Source organism: Candidatus Pantoea floridensis (assembly GCF_900215435.1).
Classification (GTDB): Bacteria; Pseudomonadota; Gammaproteobacteria; order Enterobacterales; family Enterobacteriaceae; genus Pantoea; species Pantoea floridensis.
This window is the reverse complement of sequence record NZ_OCMY01000001.1, coordinates 3,418,413-3,435,147: the sequence shown is the minus strand read 5'-3', so window position 1 is coordinate 3,435,147 and position 16,735 is coordinate 3,418,413. Positions and strand designations below refer to the sequence as shown.

The following is a 16,735-nucleotide window of genomic DNA, read 5'->3' as shown; positions in this document are numbered from 1 at the left end:
AAACCGCTGGAGAGGACACACATTGAGCAATCGTCGACTAAAAACAACCTTGCTAGCCATCACTGTCATCGCCGTGCTGGCAGGAGGATATTTCTGGTGGCAGCATCCAGCAGAGCCAAATAAACAGGCGCAGGCGGAAGGCCAGCAGCATCGGGGACGCGGGGCTGGCGGCGGTTCAGCTCGTCGTCCGTTAGCACCGGTGCAGGCAGCCACGGCCACCACCCAAAGCGTGCCCTATTACCTGAGCGGCCTTGGCACGGTGACCGCCGCGAATACCGTGACGGTGCGCAGCCGGGTTGATGGGCAGCTGATGGCGCTGCATTTCCAGGAAGGTCAACAGGTCGCCGCCGGCGCGCTGCTGGCGGAAATCGATCCCCGTCCCTATCAGGTAGCGCTAACGCAGGCGCAGGGTCAGCTGGCAAAAGACCAGGCCACGCTTGCCAATGCGCGTCGCGATCTCAGCCGCTATGAAAAACTGGCGAAAACGTCACTGGTTTCGCAGCAGGAGCTTGATACGCAGCGCTCGCTGGTCAGCGAAACCCTCGGCACCATCAAAGCCGATGAAGGCAATGTCGCTAGCGCCCAGCTTAATCTCACCTATAGCCGTATTACTGCGCCAATCGGCGGACGCGTCGGGTTGAAACAGGTTGATGTCGGCAACTACATCACCTCTGGCGACACCACCGGTTTAGTGGTGATCACTGAAACGCACCCGATCGACGTGGTATTCAGCGTCGCAGAGAACAACATCAGCCAAATTCTCAAGGCGCAGAAAAGCGGCCAGCCGCTCATCGTCGAAGCCTGGGATCGCAGCAATAAAACGTTACTGACCACGGGCGCATTGTTGAGTCTGGATAACCAGATTGATGCCACCACCGGCACCATCAAGCTTAAAGCGCGCTTCAGCAACGAAGATGACACGCTGTTTCCCAACCAGTTTGTTAACGCCCGTTTGAAAGTCGACACCTTGCAAGATGCGGTAGTGATTCCGACCGCTGCGCTGCAAATGAGTAACGATGGCCACTTTGTCTGGGTAGTGAACAGCGACAATAAAGTGAGCAAAAAACGCGTCACGGCCGGGTTGCAGGATAGCCAGAAAGTGGTGATTAGCGCCGGACTTGAAGCGGGCGATCGCGTGGTGACCGACGGCCTCGATCGTCTGACCGAAGGCTCAACGGTAGAAGTGGTCGCCCCGCAAAGCACCGCAACGCACAGCACGCGCGCCGCGCAGCCGGCACGTGGAGAGCGTCAATAATGCAGGTCATGCCTCCAGACGCCAGCGGCGGCCCATCACGCCTATTTATTCTGCGCCCGGTTGCCACCACGCTATTAATGATCGCCATTCTTTTGGCAGGCGTACTCGGCTACCGTTTTCTGCCGGTCTCCGCGCTGCCGGAAGTGGATTATCCGACGATTCAGGTGGTAACGCTCTATCCTGGCGCCAGTCCGGATGTGGTGACCTCATCCATCACCGCCCCGCTGGAACGCCAGTTTGGCCAGATGTCCGGCCTGAAACAGATGGCATCGCAGAGTTCAGGCGGAGCTTCGGTGGTGACGTTACAGTTTCAATTGAAGCTGCCACTGGATGTGGCCGAGCAGGAAGTCCAGGCGGCGATCAACTCCGCTACCAATCTGCTGCCGAGCGATCTGCCTAATCCGCCGGTTTACAGCAAAGTAAACCCGGCAGATCCGCCGATCATGACGTTAGCGGTGACGACCACCAGCATGCCGCTTACGCAGGTGCAGGATATGGTGGAAACCCGCGTAGCGCAGAAAATCTCGCAGGTGTCTGGCGTCGGTTTAGTGACGCTCTCGGGCGGACAACGCCCAGCGGTACGGGTGAAAATGAACACCCAGGCGCTGGCCGCACTCGGTTTGACCAGCGAATCCGTGCGAACTGCCATCACCAACGCCAACGTGAACTCGGCGAAAGGTAGCCTTGACGGTCCAACCCGCTCAATTACGCTGTCGGCCAACGACCAGATGACCTCGGCGGAGGACTACCGCAAGCTGATCGCCAGCTACAACAACGGCGCACCGGTGCGGCTTGGCGATGTCGCGACCATTGAACAAGGGGCGGAGAACAGCTGGCTTGGCGCCTGGGCTAACCGCCAGCAGGCAATCGTACTCAATGTGCAGCGCCAGCCGGGCGCCAATATCATCGCCACCGCCGATAACATTCGCGCGATGCTGCCAACGTTGACCGCCACGCTGCCGAAATCGGTGGATGTGAAGCTGCTCACCGACCGCACCACCAACATCCGTGCCTCAGTCAGCGATACGCAGCACGAGCTGATGCTGGCGATGGGTTTGGTGGTGATGATCATCTATCTGTTCCTGCGTAACGTGCCGGCGACCATTATTCCTGCGGTCGCCGTGCCGTTATCGCTGGTCGGCACCTTTGCCGCGATGTATTTCCTCGGCTTCTCGATCAACAACCTGACGCTGATGGCGCTGACCATCGCCACCGGTTTTGTGGTCGATGACGCCATCGTGGTCATTGAGAACATTTCGCGCTATATCGAAAAAGGCGAAAAACCGCTCACCGCGGCGCTTAAAGGTGCGGGGGAAATAGGCTTTACCATTATCTCCCTCACCTTCTCACTGATTGCCGTGCTGATCCCGCTGCTGTTTATGGGCGATGTGATTGGTCGCCTGTTCCGTGAATTTGCCGTAACGCTGGCGGTGGCGATTTTGATCTCCGCCGTGGTGTCGCTGACGCTGACGCCGATGATGTGCGCCCGCATGCTGAGCGTCGAATCGCTGCGCAAACAGAACCGTTTCTCCCGGGCGAGCGAAGCGCTGTTTGATCGCGTGATCGCCAGCTATGGCCGCGGATTAACGCGCGTGCTGCGTCATCCGTGGCTCACCCTTTCCGTTGCGCTGGGCACCTTGGTGATCACCGTGCTGCTGTGGGTGGTGATCCCCAAGGGCTTCTTCCCGCAGCAGGATAACAGCATCATTCAGGGCACGTTGCAGGCTCCGCAGTCGGTCTCTTATGCCAACATGTCTGAACGCACGCGCGATGTTGCCTCAATCATCATGAAAGATCCGGCAGTACAAAGCATGACGTCATTCGTCGGCGTCGATGGCACCAACGCTGCGCTCAACAGCGCACGGCTGCAAATCAACCTCAAACCGCTCAACCAACGTGACGATCGTATTCCAGCGGTACAGCAGCGCCTGCAGCAGGCGTTAGCGCAGGTGCCGGGCGTCTCGCTATGGCTGCAGCCGGTGCAGGATTTGACCATTGACACTCAGGCCAGCCGCACGCCTTACCAGTTCACCTTGCAATCCGGATCGCTGGATTCGCTCAGCACCTGGGTGCCAAAGCTGCTGGAACAGCTCAACACGCTGCCGCAGCTGCGTGATGTCAGTAGCGACTGGCAGGATCAAGGCCTGGAAGCCTTTGTGCGCGTCGATCGCGACAGCGCCAGCCGGCTAGGCATTAGCATGGCCGACGTCGATAACGCACTGTATAACGCCTTTGGCCAGCGGCTGATCTCTACCATTTACACCCAAGCCAACCAATATCGCGTGGTGCTGGAGCAGAACAACGATGCCACGCCAGGGCTGGCAAGTCTCGACGGTATTCGGCTCAACAGCAGCGATGGCGGCAGTGTACCGCTGAGCGCCATTGCGCAGATCGAGCAACGTCACGCGGCGTTAAGCATTAATCATCTCGACCAGTTCCCCTCCGCCACCTTCTCATTTGATGTCGCGGAGGGCTATTCGCTGGGTGATGCGGTGAAAGCGGTGAGCGCGGCGGAAGATCAGGTCGGCATGCCCGCAGAAATGATGACGCAGTTCCAGGGCAGCACGCTGGCATTTGAAGCCGCATTGTCCAGCACCGTGTGGCTGATTGTGGCCGCGGTGGTGGCGATGTATATCGTGCTTGGCGTGCTGTATGAGAGTTTTATCCATCCGATTACCATTCTCTCAACGCTGCCGACGGCGGGCGTGGGTGCACTGCTGGCGCTGATGCTGAGCGGCAACGAGCTGGATATCATCGCCATCATCGGCATTATCCTGCTCATCGGCATTGTGAAGAAAAACGCCATCATGATGATCGACTTCGCCCTGGCGGCGGAACGTGAGCAAGGCATGCCGCCGCGCGAGGCAATTTATCAGGCGTGCTTACTGCGTTTCCGCCCGATCCTGATGACCACTCTGGCGGCACTGCTCGGTGCGCTGCCGCTGATGCTGAGTACTGGCGTGGGTGCCGAACTGCGTCGTCCGCTGGGGATTGCGATGGTTGGCGGCCTGGTTGTCAGCCAGGTATTAACGTTGTTCACCACGCCGGTGATCTATCTGCTGTTCGATCGTCTCGCCCACGCTACGCGCCGCCGCTTTAAGCGCTCGGAGGCGGCATCGTGAAGTTTTTCGCCCTGTTTATCCATCGTCCCGTTGCCACGACGCTGCTGACGCTGGCGATAGCGCTGGCCGGTATTCTGGGCTTTCGCCTGCTGCCGGTCGCGCCGCTGCCACAGCTGGATTTCCCGGTGATTTTGATCTCCGCCTCCCTGCCCGGCGCTTCACCGGAAACCATGGCGGCCTCGGTGGCGACGCCGCTGGAACGTTCGCTCGGCCGCATTGCTGGCGTAAGCGAAATGACCTCGACCAGCTCGCTCGGCAGTACGCGCATCATTCTGGTCTTCGATTTTGATCGCGACATTAACGGCGCAGCGCGCGACGTGCAGGCGGCAATCAACGCGGCACAAAGCCTGTTGCCCACCGGTATGCCGAGCCGTCCCAGCTATCGCAAAGCCAACCCGTCCGATGCGCCGATCATGATTCTGACGCTGACCTCGGATATTTATAATCCCGGTCAGCTGTATGATTACGCCTCAACGCAGCTGGCGCAGAAGCTCTCGCAGATTGAGGGTGTCGGCGACGTCACGGTGGGCGGCAGCTCGTTGCCGGCGGTGCGCGTCGACCTGAATCCGCAGGCGCTGTTCAACCAGGGCGTGTCGCTCGATGCGGTGCGCACCGCCATCAGCAATGCCAATCAGCGCCGTCCGCAGGGTGCGATTGATGATGTGCAGCAGCGCTGGCAAGTGCGCACCAACGATGAGCTGCAAACGGCGAGCGAATATCAGCCGCTGGTGGTGCACTACAATAACGGTGCAGCGGTACGGCTCAGCGATGTCGCCAACGTGCAGGATTCGGTGCAGGACGTACGCAACGCCGGTATGACCCAAGGTAAACCGGCGGTGTTACTGGTGGTGCGGAAATCGCCGGAAGCCAACATCATCGATACCGTCGACCGCATTCGCAGCGAGCTGCCGATGTTGCATGAGGTTATTCCCGCCGCCATCGATCTGCAAATCGCCCAGGATCGCTCACCGACTATTCGCGCCTCGCTGCATGAGGTGGAGCAGTCGCTGATTATCGCCGTGGCGCTAGTGATTCTGGTGGTGTTTGCCTTTCTGCGCGACTGGCGCGCCACGCTGATCCCCGCCGCTGCGGTGCCGGTGTCGCTGATTGGCACCTTCGCCGCCATGTATCTGTGCGGCTTCAGCCTGAATAACCTGTCGTTGATGGCGCTGACTATCGCCACCGGCTTTGTGGTGGATGACGCCATCGTGGTGCTGGAGAATATTGCGCGCCACGTTGAAGCGGGGATGAAACCGTTGCAGGCAGCCTTAACCGGCGTGCGCGAAGTGGGTTTTACCGTGCTGTCGATGAGCCTGTCGCTGATTGCCGTGTTCCTGCCGTTGCTGATGATAGGCGGCATTATCGGCCGCTTCTTCTCTGAATTTGCCATTACGCTGTCGGTGGCCATTCTTATCTCGCTGTTTATCTCGGTCACGCTGACGCCGATGATGTGCGCCTACGTGCTGAAGCCGCAGGAAAAGCGCAGCCAGCCGCGCACGCGCGGTTTTGGCAAACTGCTGCTCAAGGTACAAAACGGCTACGCGCGATCGCTCGGCTGGGTGCTGAATCACGCCATTTGGGTATTAATGCTGCTGCTTGGCACCGTAGCGCTCACCGTCTGGCTGTTTATCGCGATCCCGAAAACCTTTATGCCGGAACAAGATACCGGCCGCCTGCAAGGCTTTATTTCGGCGGATCAGAGTATTTCGTTCCAGGCGATGCGCGGTAAGCTGCAGGATTTCATGAATATCATCAAGGCCGATCCGGCGGTGGATAACGTCACCGGCTTTACCGGCGGATCGCGCACCAACAGCGGCTCGATGTTTGTCTCGCTGAAACCGCTCTCTGAGCGCAGCGAAAGCGCACAGCAGGTGATTGCGCGACTGCGCATCAAGCTGGCGAAAGAGCCCGGCGCGAACCTCTATCTTAACGCGGTGCAGGACATTCGCATCGGCGGCCGCGAATCAAATGCCAGCTATCAGTACAGTTTACTGTCCGATAACCTGAATGATTTACGTGAATGGGAACCGAAAATACGCCAGGTCTTTGCCGCGTTGCCGGAGCTGGCCGACGTCAATTCGGATCAGCAGGATAACGGCAGCGAAATGAATCTGACTTACGATCGCGAAAGCATGGCGCGGCTAGGCATTGATGTCTCGGCAGCCAATGCCTTACTGAATAACGCCTTTGGTCAGCGTCAGATTTCCACCATTTACCAGCCGCTTAATCAGTACAAAGTGGTGATGGAAGTCGATCCGCGCTACACCCAGGACATCAGCTCACTGGATCAGATGTTCGTGATCAATAACGACGGTAAAGCGATTCCGCTCAGCTGGTTTGCTAAGTGGCAACCGGCCAATGCGCCGCTTTCGGTGAACCATGAAGGCTTGTCGGCCGCCTCCACCATCTCGTTTAACCTGCCGGAAGGCGTATCGCTGTCGCAGGCGTCCGAGGCGATTGATCGCGCGGTGACGGCGATTGGCGTGCCCTCCACCGTACGCGGCAGCTTTGCCGGTACTGCGCAGGTGTTCCAGCAGTCGCAATCCAACCAGCTCTACCTGATGCTGGCGGCGATTGCTGCGGTGTATATCGTGCTGGGCATCCTGTATGAGAGCTACGTGCATCCGCTGACCATTCTCTCTACCCTGCCGTCGGCGGGCGTTGGTGCACTGCTGGCGCTGGAGCTGTTCAGCACGCCGTTCAGCCTGATTGCCTTGATCGGTATTTTGCTGCTGATCGGTATCGTGAAGAAAAACGCCATCATGATGGTCGACTTTGCGCTTGAGGCCGAGCGCAACGGCAATCTGTCGGCGCGCGACGCCATTTTCCAGGCATGTCTCTTGCGCTTCCGCCCGATTCTTATGACGACGCTGGCCGCCCTGTTTGGTGCTTTGCCACTGGTGTTAACCAGCGGTGACGGCGCTGAACTGCGCCAGCCGCTCGGTATTACCATCGCGGGCGGTTTGGTGATGAGCCAGCTGCTGACGCTCTATACCACGCCGGTGGTGTATTTGATGATGGATAAGCTGCGGCGGAAGAAGAAGAGGGTATTGGTGACGGATTAAGGGAGGTCGCCATGAATGGCGCCCCTACGCCCCCCACATTTGTAGGGCCGCCATTTATGCTGACCGTATAACAGAGGAGATTCAGTGGACACCAAAAACGCTACCGTGCGCTGGCAGCTGTGGATCGTCGCGTTTGGCTTCTTTATGCAGGCGCTGGACACCACCATCGTAAATACCGCCATCCCCTCGATGGCGCGCGATCTCAACGTCAGCCCGCTAAATATGCATTCGGTCATCGTCTCCTACGTGCTGACGGTCGCAGTGACGCTGCCCATCAGCGGCTGGCTGGCCGACCGCTTTGGCGTGCGCAATATTTTCTTCTGCGCCATCGTGCTGTTCAGTATTGGTTCGCTGCTGTGTGCCTTCTCCAGCACGCTTGATGAGCTGATCATGGCGCGCGTGGTGCAAGGCATTGGCGGCGCAATGATGGTGCCGGTTGGGCGATTAACAGTGATGAAAATCGTGCCGCGTGAGCAATACATGTCGGCGATGACTTTTGTCACCACGCCGGGACAGATTGGTCCGCTACTCGGTCCGGCGCTGGGCGGCATTCTGGTGCAGTACGCCAGCTGGCACTGGATCTTCCTGATTAACATCCCGGTTGGCATCATTGGCGCAATTGCCACGTTGACGCTGATGCCCAATTACACCATGCAAACGCGGCGCTTCGATTTTCTCGGCTTTGTGCTGCTGGCGGTAGGCATGGCAACGCTGACGCTGGCGCTCGACGGGCAGCGCAGTTCGGGCGGTTCCCCACTGCTGCTCGGCTTACTGATTTTAGTTGGCGTGTTTTCCCTGCTGTTCTATCTGATGCATGGCCGCAACAATGACAACGCACTCTTCAGCCTGAAACTGTTCGATAACCGCATCTATTCCATTGGGCTGCTCGGCAGTTTTACCGGGCGCATCGGTAGCGGCATGCTGCCGTTTATGACGCCGATTTTCCTGCAGGTTGGCCTTGGCTACAGCCCTTTCCACGCCGGTTTAATGATGATTCCGATGGTGCTCGGCAATATGGGGACGAAACGCGTAGTGGTCCGCATTGTGAATATATTCGGCTATCGCCATGCGCTGGTGGGTGCCACGATCGCGCTGGCGTTGGTGGTGCTGCTGTTCCCGCTGGTGGCGCTGCTCGGCTGGATCTGGCTGCTGCCGGTGGTGCTGTTACTCCAGGGTATGGTCAATGCCATCCGCTTCTCCTCCATGAATACTCTGACGCTGAAAGAGCTGCCGGACGATCTCGCCTCCAGCGGCAACAGTTTGCTTTCAATGATTATGCAGCTATCGATGAGTATTGGCGTGACCGTTGCCGGTTTACTGCTCGGGGCCTTCGGCCATGGCGTCATTACCGATAGCGCGGCCGCCCATCAGACCTTCATCTACACCTATCTGTGCATGGCGCTGGTGATTGTGCTGCCTGCGCTGGTGTTCTGGCGGGTGCCAAAAGATGTCAGTAAAAACGTTGATTTAAGAAGCAGGAGTAAAGGATGAAACGGCCGGTAAAACTGGGCATTGGCGCCAAACTGTTTGCGGCGATTTTCTCTACCTGCATGCTGGTGATCATCACTATGCACTGGGGCGTACGTCTCAGCTTTGAACATGGTTTTGTGGATTACATCAAAAAAGGCAACGAGCAGCGCTTAACCTTGCTGAGCGATGCGCTGGCCGATCAATATGAGCAGCACGGCAACTGGGATTTTCTGCGCACCAACGATCGGCTGGTGTTCTCGATTCTGTGCTCATTAGAGCAGAATCCCGGCAGCAGCAATCAGCTACCGCCACACGGCTGGCGCACACAATTCTGGATTATCGATCAGCAATATAAAGTATTATCCGGCCCGCGCCAGCCGGTGCCGCCGGAAGGCACGCGGCGTAATATCACCCTCAGCAACGGTAAGATTGTCGGCTGGGTGATTGCCTCACCTGCCGAACGGTTGACGCGCAGCACCGATATTAATTTTGATCAGCAACAGCGGCGCACCAGCTGGATGATTGTCGCGCTTACGGGATTATTGGCGGCGCTGGTCACCTGGCTCTTAGCACGCGGCCTGCTGGCGCCGGTGAAACGTCTGGTGGATGGCACGCATCATCTGGCGGCGGGCAATTTCGCCACGCGCGTGGAAGTGGGCAGCAGTGATGAGTTGGGCCAGTTAGGGCGCGATTTTAATCAGCTCGCCAGCTCGCTGGAAAAGAACGAAAGCAACCGCCGCGCCTTTATGGCTGACATTTCCCACGAGCTGCGTACCCCGCTGGCGATCCTGCGCGGTGAACTGGAAGCGATGCAGGATGGCGTACGCAAACTCACGCCCGATGCTATTAGCTCGCTGCAAAGTGAAGTTTCGCTACTCACCAAGCTGGTGGACGATCTGCATCAGCTTTCGCTCTCCGACGCGGGCGCTCTTGCTTATCGCAAGCAGCCGGTAGATTTAGTGAATCTGCTGGAAGTGGTGGCGGGCAGCTTTGGCGAACGCTATCGCAGCCGCGGTTTAACCCTCAATCTGGCCATTCCTCCTCAGGCGGAGAGTTTTGGCGACCCCGACCGCCTGATGCAGCTGTTCACTAATCTGCTGGAAAACAGCCTGCGCTATACCGATGCCGGCGGCGTGGTCCAGCTCAGCATGCAGCAGGTGGGCGATTACTGGCAGCTGACCTGCGCGGATAGCGCACCGGGTGTTGATCCTGCTCATCAGGAAAAACTGTTTGAGCGTTTTTTCCGTGCCGAAAGTTCACGCAATCGCGCCAGCGGCGGCTCTGGGCTTGGCCTGGCGATATGTAAAAATATCGCTGAAGCGCATAACGGCAGCATCAGTGCAGATCACTCTGATTTAGGTGGACTGCAAATCAGGCTAAACTTGCCGTATGTTCCTCACTAGACGCAACTTATGAGCCCGGAAAATAGCGATCCTCTGATCCTTGTCGTAGAAGATGAGCCCAAACTGGCGCAGCTGATGATTGATTATCTGCAGGCGTCCAACTACCGCACGCACCATATTGCTGATGGCAACGAGGTGCTGAACTATGTACAGCAAACGCCACCTGACCTGATGCTGCTGGATTTGATGCTGCCAGGCCGCGATGGCTTGACGCTGTGCCGTGAAATTCGCCGCTTCTCTGAGCTACCGATCATCATGGTTACCGCGCGTACCGAAGAGATCGACCGCCTGCTTGGGCTGGAAATTGGCGCCGATGACTATGTCTGCAAGCCGTTTAGCCCGCGTGAAGTGGTGGCTCGCGTTAAAACCATTCTGCGCCGGGTCAAACGCTCGCCGGAGGAGGCGCAACAGGCATCGCCTCTGCACATTGATGAAAGTCGTTTCCAGGCCAGCTGGCGCGAACAGCAACTGGAACTGACGCCCGCCGAGTTTCGTCTGCTGAAAACCCTGGCGCTGGAGCCGGGAAAAGTCTTTTCGCGCGAGCAACTGCTAAATAACCTCTATGATGATTATCGCGTGGTCACCGACCGCACCATCGATAGCCATATTAAAAACCTGCGCCGTAAGCTGGAAAATCTGGATGCGGAACAGCCGTTTATCCGCGCGGTGTACGGTATGGGTTATCGCTGGGAAGCGGACGTTTGCCGCTTGTTGTAGCCCGTAACGGGTTACATTGATCCAGGTCAATTTACATCGGGTGTGGCCCTGCCTACAATTCCCCACCTTTTGCAGGGCCGCCTGACGCGGCCGCTGCACCTGCCATCCACGATGGCATGCTGACCTGACATCAGTGAGACATTCCATGTTTAAACCTGAACTGCTTTCTCCAGCGGGATCGCTGAAGAATATGCGTTACGCCTTTGCCTATGGCGCTGACGCGGTCTATGCCGGGCAACCCCGTTACAGCCTGCGCGTACGTAATAATGAATTCACCCATGAGGTACTGGCTGCGGGCATTCATGAAGCTCATGAGCTGGGTAAGAAATTCTACGTGGTGGTCAACATTGCCCCGCATAACGCCAAACTTAAAACGTTTATCCGCGATTTAACGCCGGTGGTGGCGATGCAGCCGGATGCGCTGATCATGTCCGATCCTGGCCTGATTATGCTAGTGCGTGAAGCCTTCCCGGAAATGCCGATCCATCTGTCAGTGCAGGCCAACGCGGTGAACTGGGCGACGGTGAAGTTTTGGCAGCAAATGGGTTTAACCCGCGTCATTCTGTCACGTGAACTGTCGCTGGATGAGATCGCCGAAATTCGCCAGCAGGTGCCGGAAATGGAGATTGAAATCTTCGTGCACGGTGCGTTGTGCATGGCTTATTCCGGTCGCTGCCTGCTCTCCGGTTACCTCAATAAGCGCGACCCGAACCAGGGTACCTGCACCAACGCCTGCCGCTGGGAATACAAAGTGGAAGAAGGTAAGCAGGATGAGGTCGGTAATATTGTCAGCTTCCATGAGCCGGTCAACGTGCAGGCGCCAACGCTCGGCCTCGGCGCTAATACCGATCGCGTATTCATGCTGGAAGAGAAGAAAAACCCGGGTGAAATGATGAGTGCCTTCGAGGACGAACACGGCACCTATATCATGAACTCCAAAGATCTGCGCGCCGTGGCACACGTTGAACGGCTAAGCCAAATGGGCGTGCACTCATTAAAAATTGAAGGCCGCACCAAATCCTTCTATTACTGTGCACGTACCGCCCAGGTTTATCGGCGTGCCATTGATGATGCCGCTGCGGGTAAACCTTTTGATCCCGCGCTGCTGGAGACGCTGGAAGGTCTGGCGCATCGCGGTTACACCGAAGGTTTTCTGCGTCGTCACACCCATGACAGTTATCAGAACTACGAAAACGGATTTTCTATCTCAGAGCGCCAGCAGTTTGTTGGTGAATTTACCGGTGAACGTCGCGGTGACTGGGCGCAGATTGCGGTAAAAAACAAGTTTATGCTGGGGGATTCCGTGGAGATCATGACGCCGGAAGGCAATCTCAACTGCCGACTCGAAAGCATGCAGAATGATAAAGGCGCGGCGGTTGACGTTGCTCCGGGCGATGGGCATCGCGTTTGGATCCCGGTGCCAGAATCGGTCAATCTGTCCTTTGCCCTGTTGCTGCGTAACTTCACCGACGGCAACAGCACTTACGATCCGCACGGCAAAAATCGCACATAATGAAAAGAAAGCGGTGAAGTTAGAACAGGATCACAGACCGCCGCATCGTCCCGCTTTAGAATCCCGCCTGCTGCTAACGAGTAACAATAATCAGCAGGTTGTAACAGGAACCACCTCATTCACCCGCCCGGCTCCCCCGTGCGGGTTTTCTTTTTTCATCGCCCGCCGATAAAGTTCTCGCCGCAGCTATGCTATAACCACTTCTCTTTCTCTGGCATCAAGGAACTGATAATGCAAAATAAACCGCTGGCGCTGTTGATCCTCAATGGGAAAGGCGCAGGTAATGAAGATTTGCGCGCTGCGGTGCAAACGCTGCGTGACGAAGGCTTTAATCTGGCGGTGCGCGTCACGTTCGAAAAGGGTGATGGCGATCGCTATGTGCAGGAAGCGGTCGATTTGCAGGCAGAAACCGTGGTGGCGGGCGGCGGCGATGGCACGATTAATGAAGTCGCGACGGCGCTGGCACAGCTGCCGGAACCGCAGCGCCCGGCGCTGGGTATTTTACCGCTCGGTACCGCCAATGATTTCGCCACCAGCGTGGGTATTCCGGAAGGTATGGAGCCGGCGCTGCGGCTGGCGCTGGTAGGAAAAGCTACCGCGATTGATTTGGCGCGCGTCAACGGCAATCGCTATTTTATCAATATGGCGACCGGCGGTTTTGGCACCCGTATTACCACCGAAACGCCCGAAAAGCTGAAATCAGCGTTGGGCGGCGTGTCGTACTTTATTCACGGTTTGATGCGTGTGGATGCCCTGAAGCCGGACAGCTGTGAAATTAGCGGCCCCGGTTTCAACTGGCAGGGCGATGCGCTGGTGATTGGGATTGGTAATGGACGTCAGGCGGGAGGCGGCCAAAGGCTTTGCCCGGATGCGCTGATTAATGACGGGCAACTGAATTTGAGCATCGTCACCGCGCAAGAGTTATTGCCGACGTTGCTGCATTCGCTGACGCGTGATGATGAGAATCCGAATATCGTTTCAGCGCAGCTGCAGTCATTGACCATTCGCTCACCGCATGAAATGACGTTTAATCTGGATGGCGAACCGCTCAGCGGCAGCGCGTTTGACATAGAAGTGATGCCGGGTGCGCTGAGCTGTCGTTTGCCGCCGCAGTGCCCGTTGCTGGCTTAACGCACATTACCGTAGCGGTGTAATAAATGCGTAATGCCGCTCACTTAAGCAAAAAAGCCTTTTTATGCAGGTGCGCATGAATGCGCACCCTACGAAAAGCCGGTTATAGCCATGTAGGGTCACTATTCATGGTGACCCATTCACGCTTAACTGACGAGCATTACGCAATAAATTGCGCCGCTACGATTGGGTATAAATCTCGTCATTACACCTTCATCCAGCGGCGTTCCAGCGCTGAAACAGCCACGGCTTCCAACACTTTCTGCACCTGTAATCCTTCGGCGAAATCGGGCCACATACGATCGCCTGCCGCAATCCCGTTAATTAAATCGCGAATCTCAACGGTCTTCTGATCGTTAAATCCGATGCCGTGCCCGGCTGAGACGCAGAAATTGGCGTAGTCCGGATGCGCAGGACCGGTCAAAATGGTTTTGAATCCCTGGCGCCCTGCCGGTTCATCATGGATATACAGCTCCAGCTCGGCCATGCGTTCCTGGGTATAGCGCAGCGTACCTTTGGTGCCGGTAACCACATAGGTCAGGCCCATTTTACTGCCACAGGCGATGCGGGATGTTTCAAACACACCGTGCGCACCGTTTTTGAAACGCAGCAGCGCGCTAGCCTGATCTTCGTTTTCCACCGGCAACAGGCGCGAAGTATCTTTCGGATCCGGGCGCTGCTGAATTACCGTCATCATATCGCCACTGACTTCATCAATATCGCCAACCAGGTAGTGCGCCATGTTGACAATGTGTGCGGCCAAATCGCCGAGCGCGCCCAATCCTGCCAGCGCTTTCTGGCAGTGCCAGTCGAGCGGGGTTTCCGGACGCGCCAGATAATCTTCATTGTGCGTGCCATAGAAGTGCACCACATCGCCGATTTCACCGCGAGCAATAATCTCGCGCGCGAGCTGGCTGGTGGGATTCTTCATGTAGTTAAAGCCGACCAGCGTTTTCACACCGGCCTGCTGCGCCGCCTGAACCATCTCTTCCGCATCCGCCACCGACAGCGACAGCGGTTTCTCTGAATAGACGTGCTTGCCGTTACGGATTGCTTCCAGCGCCATCTCTTTGTGCAGGAAATTCGGCGCGCAGATATCAACAACATCGATGTTGGGATCGCGTACCAGCTCGCGCCAGTCGCCGGTAGATCGCGCAAAGCCAAAGGTAGCCGCCTGTTTCGCGGCCAGGTCTGGACTCACTTCCGCCAGCATTTCACGCACGATTTCTCCTTTCAGAGCAAAAACCGTGGGGGCCTGCGCATAGGCTATCGCGTGACAACGACCAATATATCCACTGCCAATCATACCGATTCTGACTTTGTTCATGATGATTCCTGCGTTCGTTCGAGTATCAAGTGATATGGAATATATGTTTCGCTTTTTGGCGCGACAACGACGAAATGAAATATCTGTGATCATGCATGCGAGGTATCTGACAAAAACGACAAATCAGAATGTAATTTTGCATAACATTGGTGATAACCATCACAAATACGGCTGCGGCTGACGCTATTTTTCGGCTTTAAAGCAGCATCAACACTGGAATTGACGCTTTATTCAGCAGTCAGAAAAAATTGTGAAAAAGAGTTTTGACAAGGTGCAGCCTGCTCGTTAATATGCGCCCCGTTCAAACGATTCCTCTGTAGTTCAGTCGGTAGAACGGCGGACTGTTAATCCGTATGTCACTGGTTCGAGTCCAGTCAGAGGAGCCAAATTTAAAAACCCGCTCAGGGAAACCTGAGCGGGTTTTGTCTTTTTCAACGGCACCATTTAGCCTGCCTTGATATCACGATCGCCATAAATGGCGTCCCTGTAAAAGAGTTCCTGAGTGATGGAACAACTTACGCACTGCAATCATCTCTCCCTGTTTCACGCTCTGTGACTTTCTTCACAACTCTGCAACGCCGACTTGTATGGTAGTATTGGTGCGCGTATTTTTTCAGCATTGCTTTCCCATTGATGCCGGCTTCACAACTTAGGTTGGCAGCAGGCAAGGAGTAAATGATGAAAAGTGTGGTGATTGAACAACCCGGTGAATTAGTTTTGGCAGAGCGCCCGCTGCCGCAGCCCGCTGCAGGTGAAGTACGCGTTAAAGTGCAATATGCCAGCATCTGCGGTTCTGATGTGCATATCTGGCATGGGCATAATCCTTTTGCGAAATATCCGCGCGTGATCGGTCACGAATTCTTTGGCCTGATTGATGCCGTAGGTGATGGCGTGGCAAACAATCGCATTGGTGAACGTGTGGCTGTCGATCCGGTGGTGAGCTGTGGTCACTGCTATCCCTGCTCTATTGGCCGCCCTAATGTGTGCAAAGAGCTGCAGGTGATTGGGGTACATCGCGACGGTGGCTTTAGTGAGTATGCGGTGGCACCGGCGAAAAATGCCTACCGTCTGCCCGATAGCGTTCCCGATAAACTTGCCAGCATGGTTGAGCCTTTCACCATTGCCGCTAATATTACCGCCTTTCTCAAACCGCAGCCGAACGATGTGGCGCTGATTTACGGTGCCGGCCCGATGGGCCTTACCGCTATTCAGGTGCTGAAAGGCGTGTACGGCGTCGAGCAGGTGCTGGTGGTCGATCGTCTGCCGGAGCGTCTGGCGCTAGCGCAGGAAAACGGTGCCGATGGCGTGTTTAACAACAGCGAAATCCCGTTAGCAGCCCAGCTTGAAGGTGTGCAACCCACGTTGATTATTGATGCCGCCTGCCATCCGTCTATTCTCGCTGAAGCCGCGGCTCTCGCCTCACCTGCGGCGCGCATCGGTCTGCTCGGCTTCTCCGGCGAACCTTGCAGCATTACGCAGCAAAGTCTCACCAGTAAAGAGCTGTCGCTGTTCACCTCTCGCCTCAACAGCAATCGCTTTCCACAGGTGATTGAGTGGATTGAGCAAGGTCAGATCCAGCCGGAAAAGCTGGTAACACACTATTTCCCGCTGGCGGACGTTGAGCAAGCCATGACGCTGTTCGAAAAAGATCCCCGCACCTGCTGCAAAGTGATCCTACAAATGGGTTAAGTTAACCCGCACACCAGGTGTCCCCATGCCGGTCATAACCCGC

At 56.6% G+C, this 16,735-nt stretch carries 10 protein-coding genes and 1 tRNA gene; 10 read left to right on the top strand and 1 reads right to left on the bottom strand.

Annotation, left to right across the window (positions count from 1 at the left end):
• The first annotated feature begins 22 nt into the window (after window positions 1-22).
• From CRO19_RS15980 to yegS, 8 genes are all read left to right on the top strand, one after another.
• Window positions 23-1,255: an MdtA/MuxA family multidrug efflux RND transporter periplasmic adaptor subunit gene (locus CRO19_RS15980; protein WP_097096699.1), complete on the top strand. Its 1,233-nt coding sequence runs from the start codon at window positions 23-25 to the stop codon at window positions 1,253-1,255.
• Window positions 1,255-4,377, top strand: coding sequence for an MdtB/MuxB family multidrug efflux RND transporter permease subunit (locus tag CRO19_RS15975; RefSeq protein WP_097096698.1), 3,123 nt, complete (start codon window positions 1,255-1,257; stop codon window positions 4,375-4,377). Before CRO19_RS15980 ends, CRO19_RS15975 begins: the two co-directional genes overlap by 1 nt.
• On the top strand, window positions 4,374-7,442 hold the full coding sequence (gene mdtC / locus CRO19_RS15970) for a multidrug efflux RND transporter permease subunit MdtC (protein ID WP_097096697.1): 3,069 nt from the start codon (window positions 4,374-4,376) through the stop codon (window positions 7,440-7,442). Before CRO19_RS15975 ends, mdtC begins: the two co-directional genes overlap by 4 nt.
• A gap of 84 nt (window positions 7,443-7,526) precedes the next feature.
• Window positions 7,527-8,933, top strand: coding sequence for a multidrug transporter subunit MdtD (mdtD, locus tag CRO19_RS15965; RefSeq protein ID WP_097096696.1), 1,407 nt, complete (start codon window positions 7,527-7,529; stop codon window positions 8,931-8,933).
• Window positions 8,930-10,315: an envelope stress sensor histidine kinase BaeS gene (gene baeS / locus CRO19_RS15960; RefSeq protein ID WP_097096695.1), complete on the top strand. Its 1,386-nt coding sequence runs from the start codon at window positions 8,930-8,932 to the stop codon at window positions 10,313-10,315. Before mdtD ends, baeS begins: the two co-directional genes overlap by 4 nt.
• A 9-nt stretch (window positions 10,316-10,324) precedes the next feature.
• Window positions 10,325-11,032 (top strand): envelope stress response regulator BaeR, encoded by a 708-nt coding sequence (baeR, locus tag CRO19_RS15955; RefSeq protein WP_097096694.1) that lies wholly within the window; start codon window positions 10,325-10,327, stop codon window positions 11,030-11,032.
• Window positions 11,033-11,177: 145 nt separating this feature from the next.
• Window positions 11,178-12,545 carry a prephenate-dependent tRNA uridine(34) hydroxylase TrhP gene (trhP, locus tag CRO19_RS15950; protein WP_097096693.1) on the top strand — a complete coding sequence of 456 codons (1,368 nt, stop codon included), beginning with the start codon at window positions 11,178-11,180 and terminating at the stop codon, window positions 12,543-12,545.
• Between the two features lie 231 nt (window positions 12,546-12,776).
• Window positions 12,777-13,676 carry a lipid kinase YegS gene (yegS, locus tag CRO19_RS15945; RefSeq protein ID WP_097096692.1) on the top strand — a complete coding sequence of 300 codons (900 nt, stop codon included), beginning with the start codon at window positions 12,777-12,779 and terminating at the stop codon, window positions 13,674-13,676.
• Window positions 13,677-13,881: 205 nt separating this feature from the next.
• On the opposite strand, the gene CRO19_RS15940 is transcribed toward yegS, so the two are convergent.
• Window positions 13,882-15,003 (bottom strand): Gfo/Idh/MocA family protein, encoded by a 1,122-nt coding sequence (locus CRO19_RS15940; protein WP_097096691.1) that lies wholly within the window; start codon window positions 15,001-15,003, stop codon window positions 13,882-13,884.
• A 310-nt stretch (window positions 15,004-15,313) separates the two neighbouring features.
• Here CRO19_RS15940 and CRO19_RS15935 point away from each other — a divergent pair.
• Window positions 15,314-15,389 (top strand) — tRNA-Asn (locus CRO19_RS15935).
• Between the two features lie 292 nt (window positions 15,390-15,681).
• Window positions 15,682-16,692: a Zn-dependent oxidoreductase gene (locus CRO19_RS15930; protein WP_097096690.1), complete on the top strand. Its 1,011-nt coding sequence runs from the start codon at window positions 15,682-15,684 to the stop codon at window positions 16,690-16,692.
• Window positions 16,693-16,735: the final 43 nt, after the last annotated feature.

Coding starts and splice junctions, on each gene's coding strand:
- CRO19_RS15975 (WP_097096698.1), top strand. CDS start 1,255: ATGCAGGTCATGCCTCCAGACGCCAGCGGCGGCCCATCACGCCTATTT.
- baeS (WP_097096695.1), top strand. CDS start 8,930: ATGAAACGGCCGGTAAAACTGGGCATTGGCGCCAAACTGTTTGCGGCG.
- baeR (WP_097096694.1), top strand. CDS start 10,325: ATGAGCCCGGAAAATAGCGATCCTCTGATCCTTGTCGTAGAAGATGAG.
- trhP (WP_097096693.1), top strand. CDS start 11,178: ATGTTTAAACCTGAACTGCTTTCTCCAGCGGGATCGCTGAAGAATATG.
- yegS (WP_097096692.1), top strand. CDS start 12,777: ATGCAAAATAAACCGCTGGCGCTGTTGATCCTCAATGGGAAAGGCGCA.
- CRO19_RS15940 (WP_097096691.1), bottom strand. CDS start 15,003: ATGAACAAAGTCAGAATCGGTATGATTGGCAGTGGATATATTGGTCGT.
- CRO19_RS15930 (WP_097096690.1), top strand. CDS start 15,682: ATGAAAAGTGTGGTGATTGAACAACCCGGTGAATTAGTTTTGGCAGAG.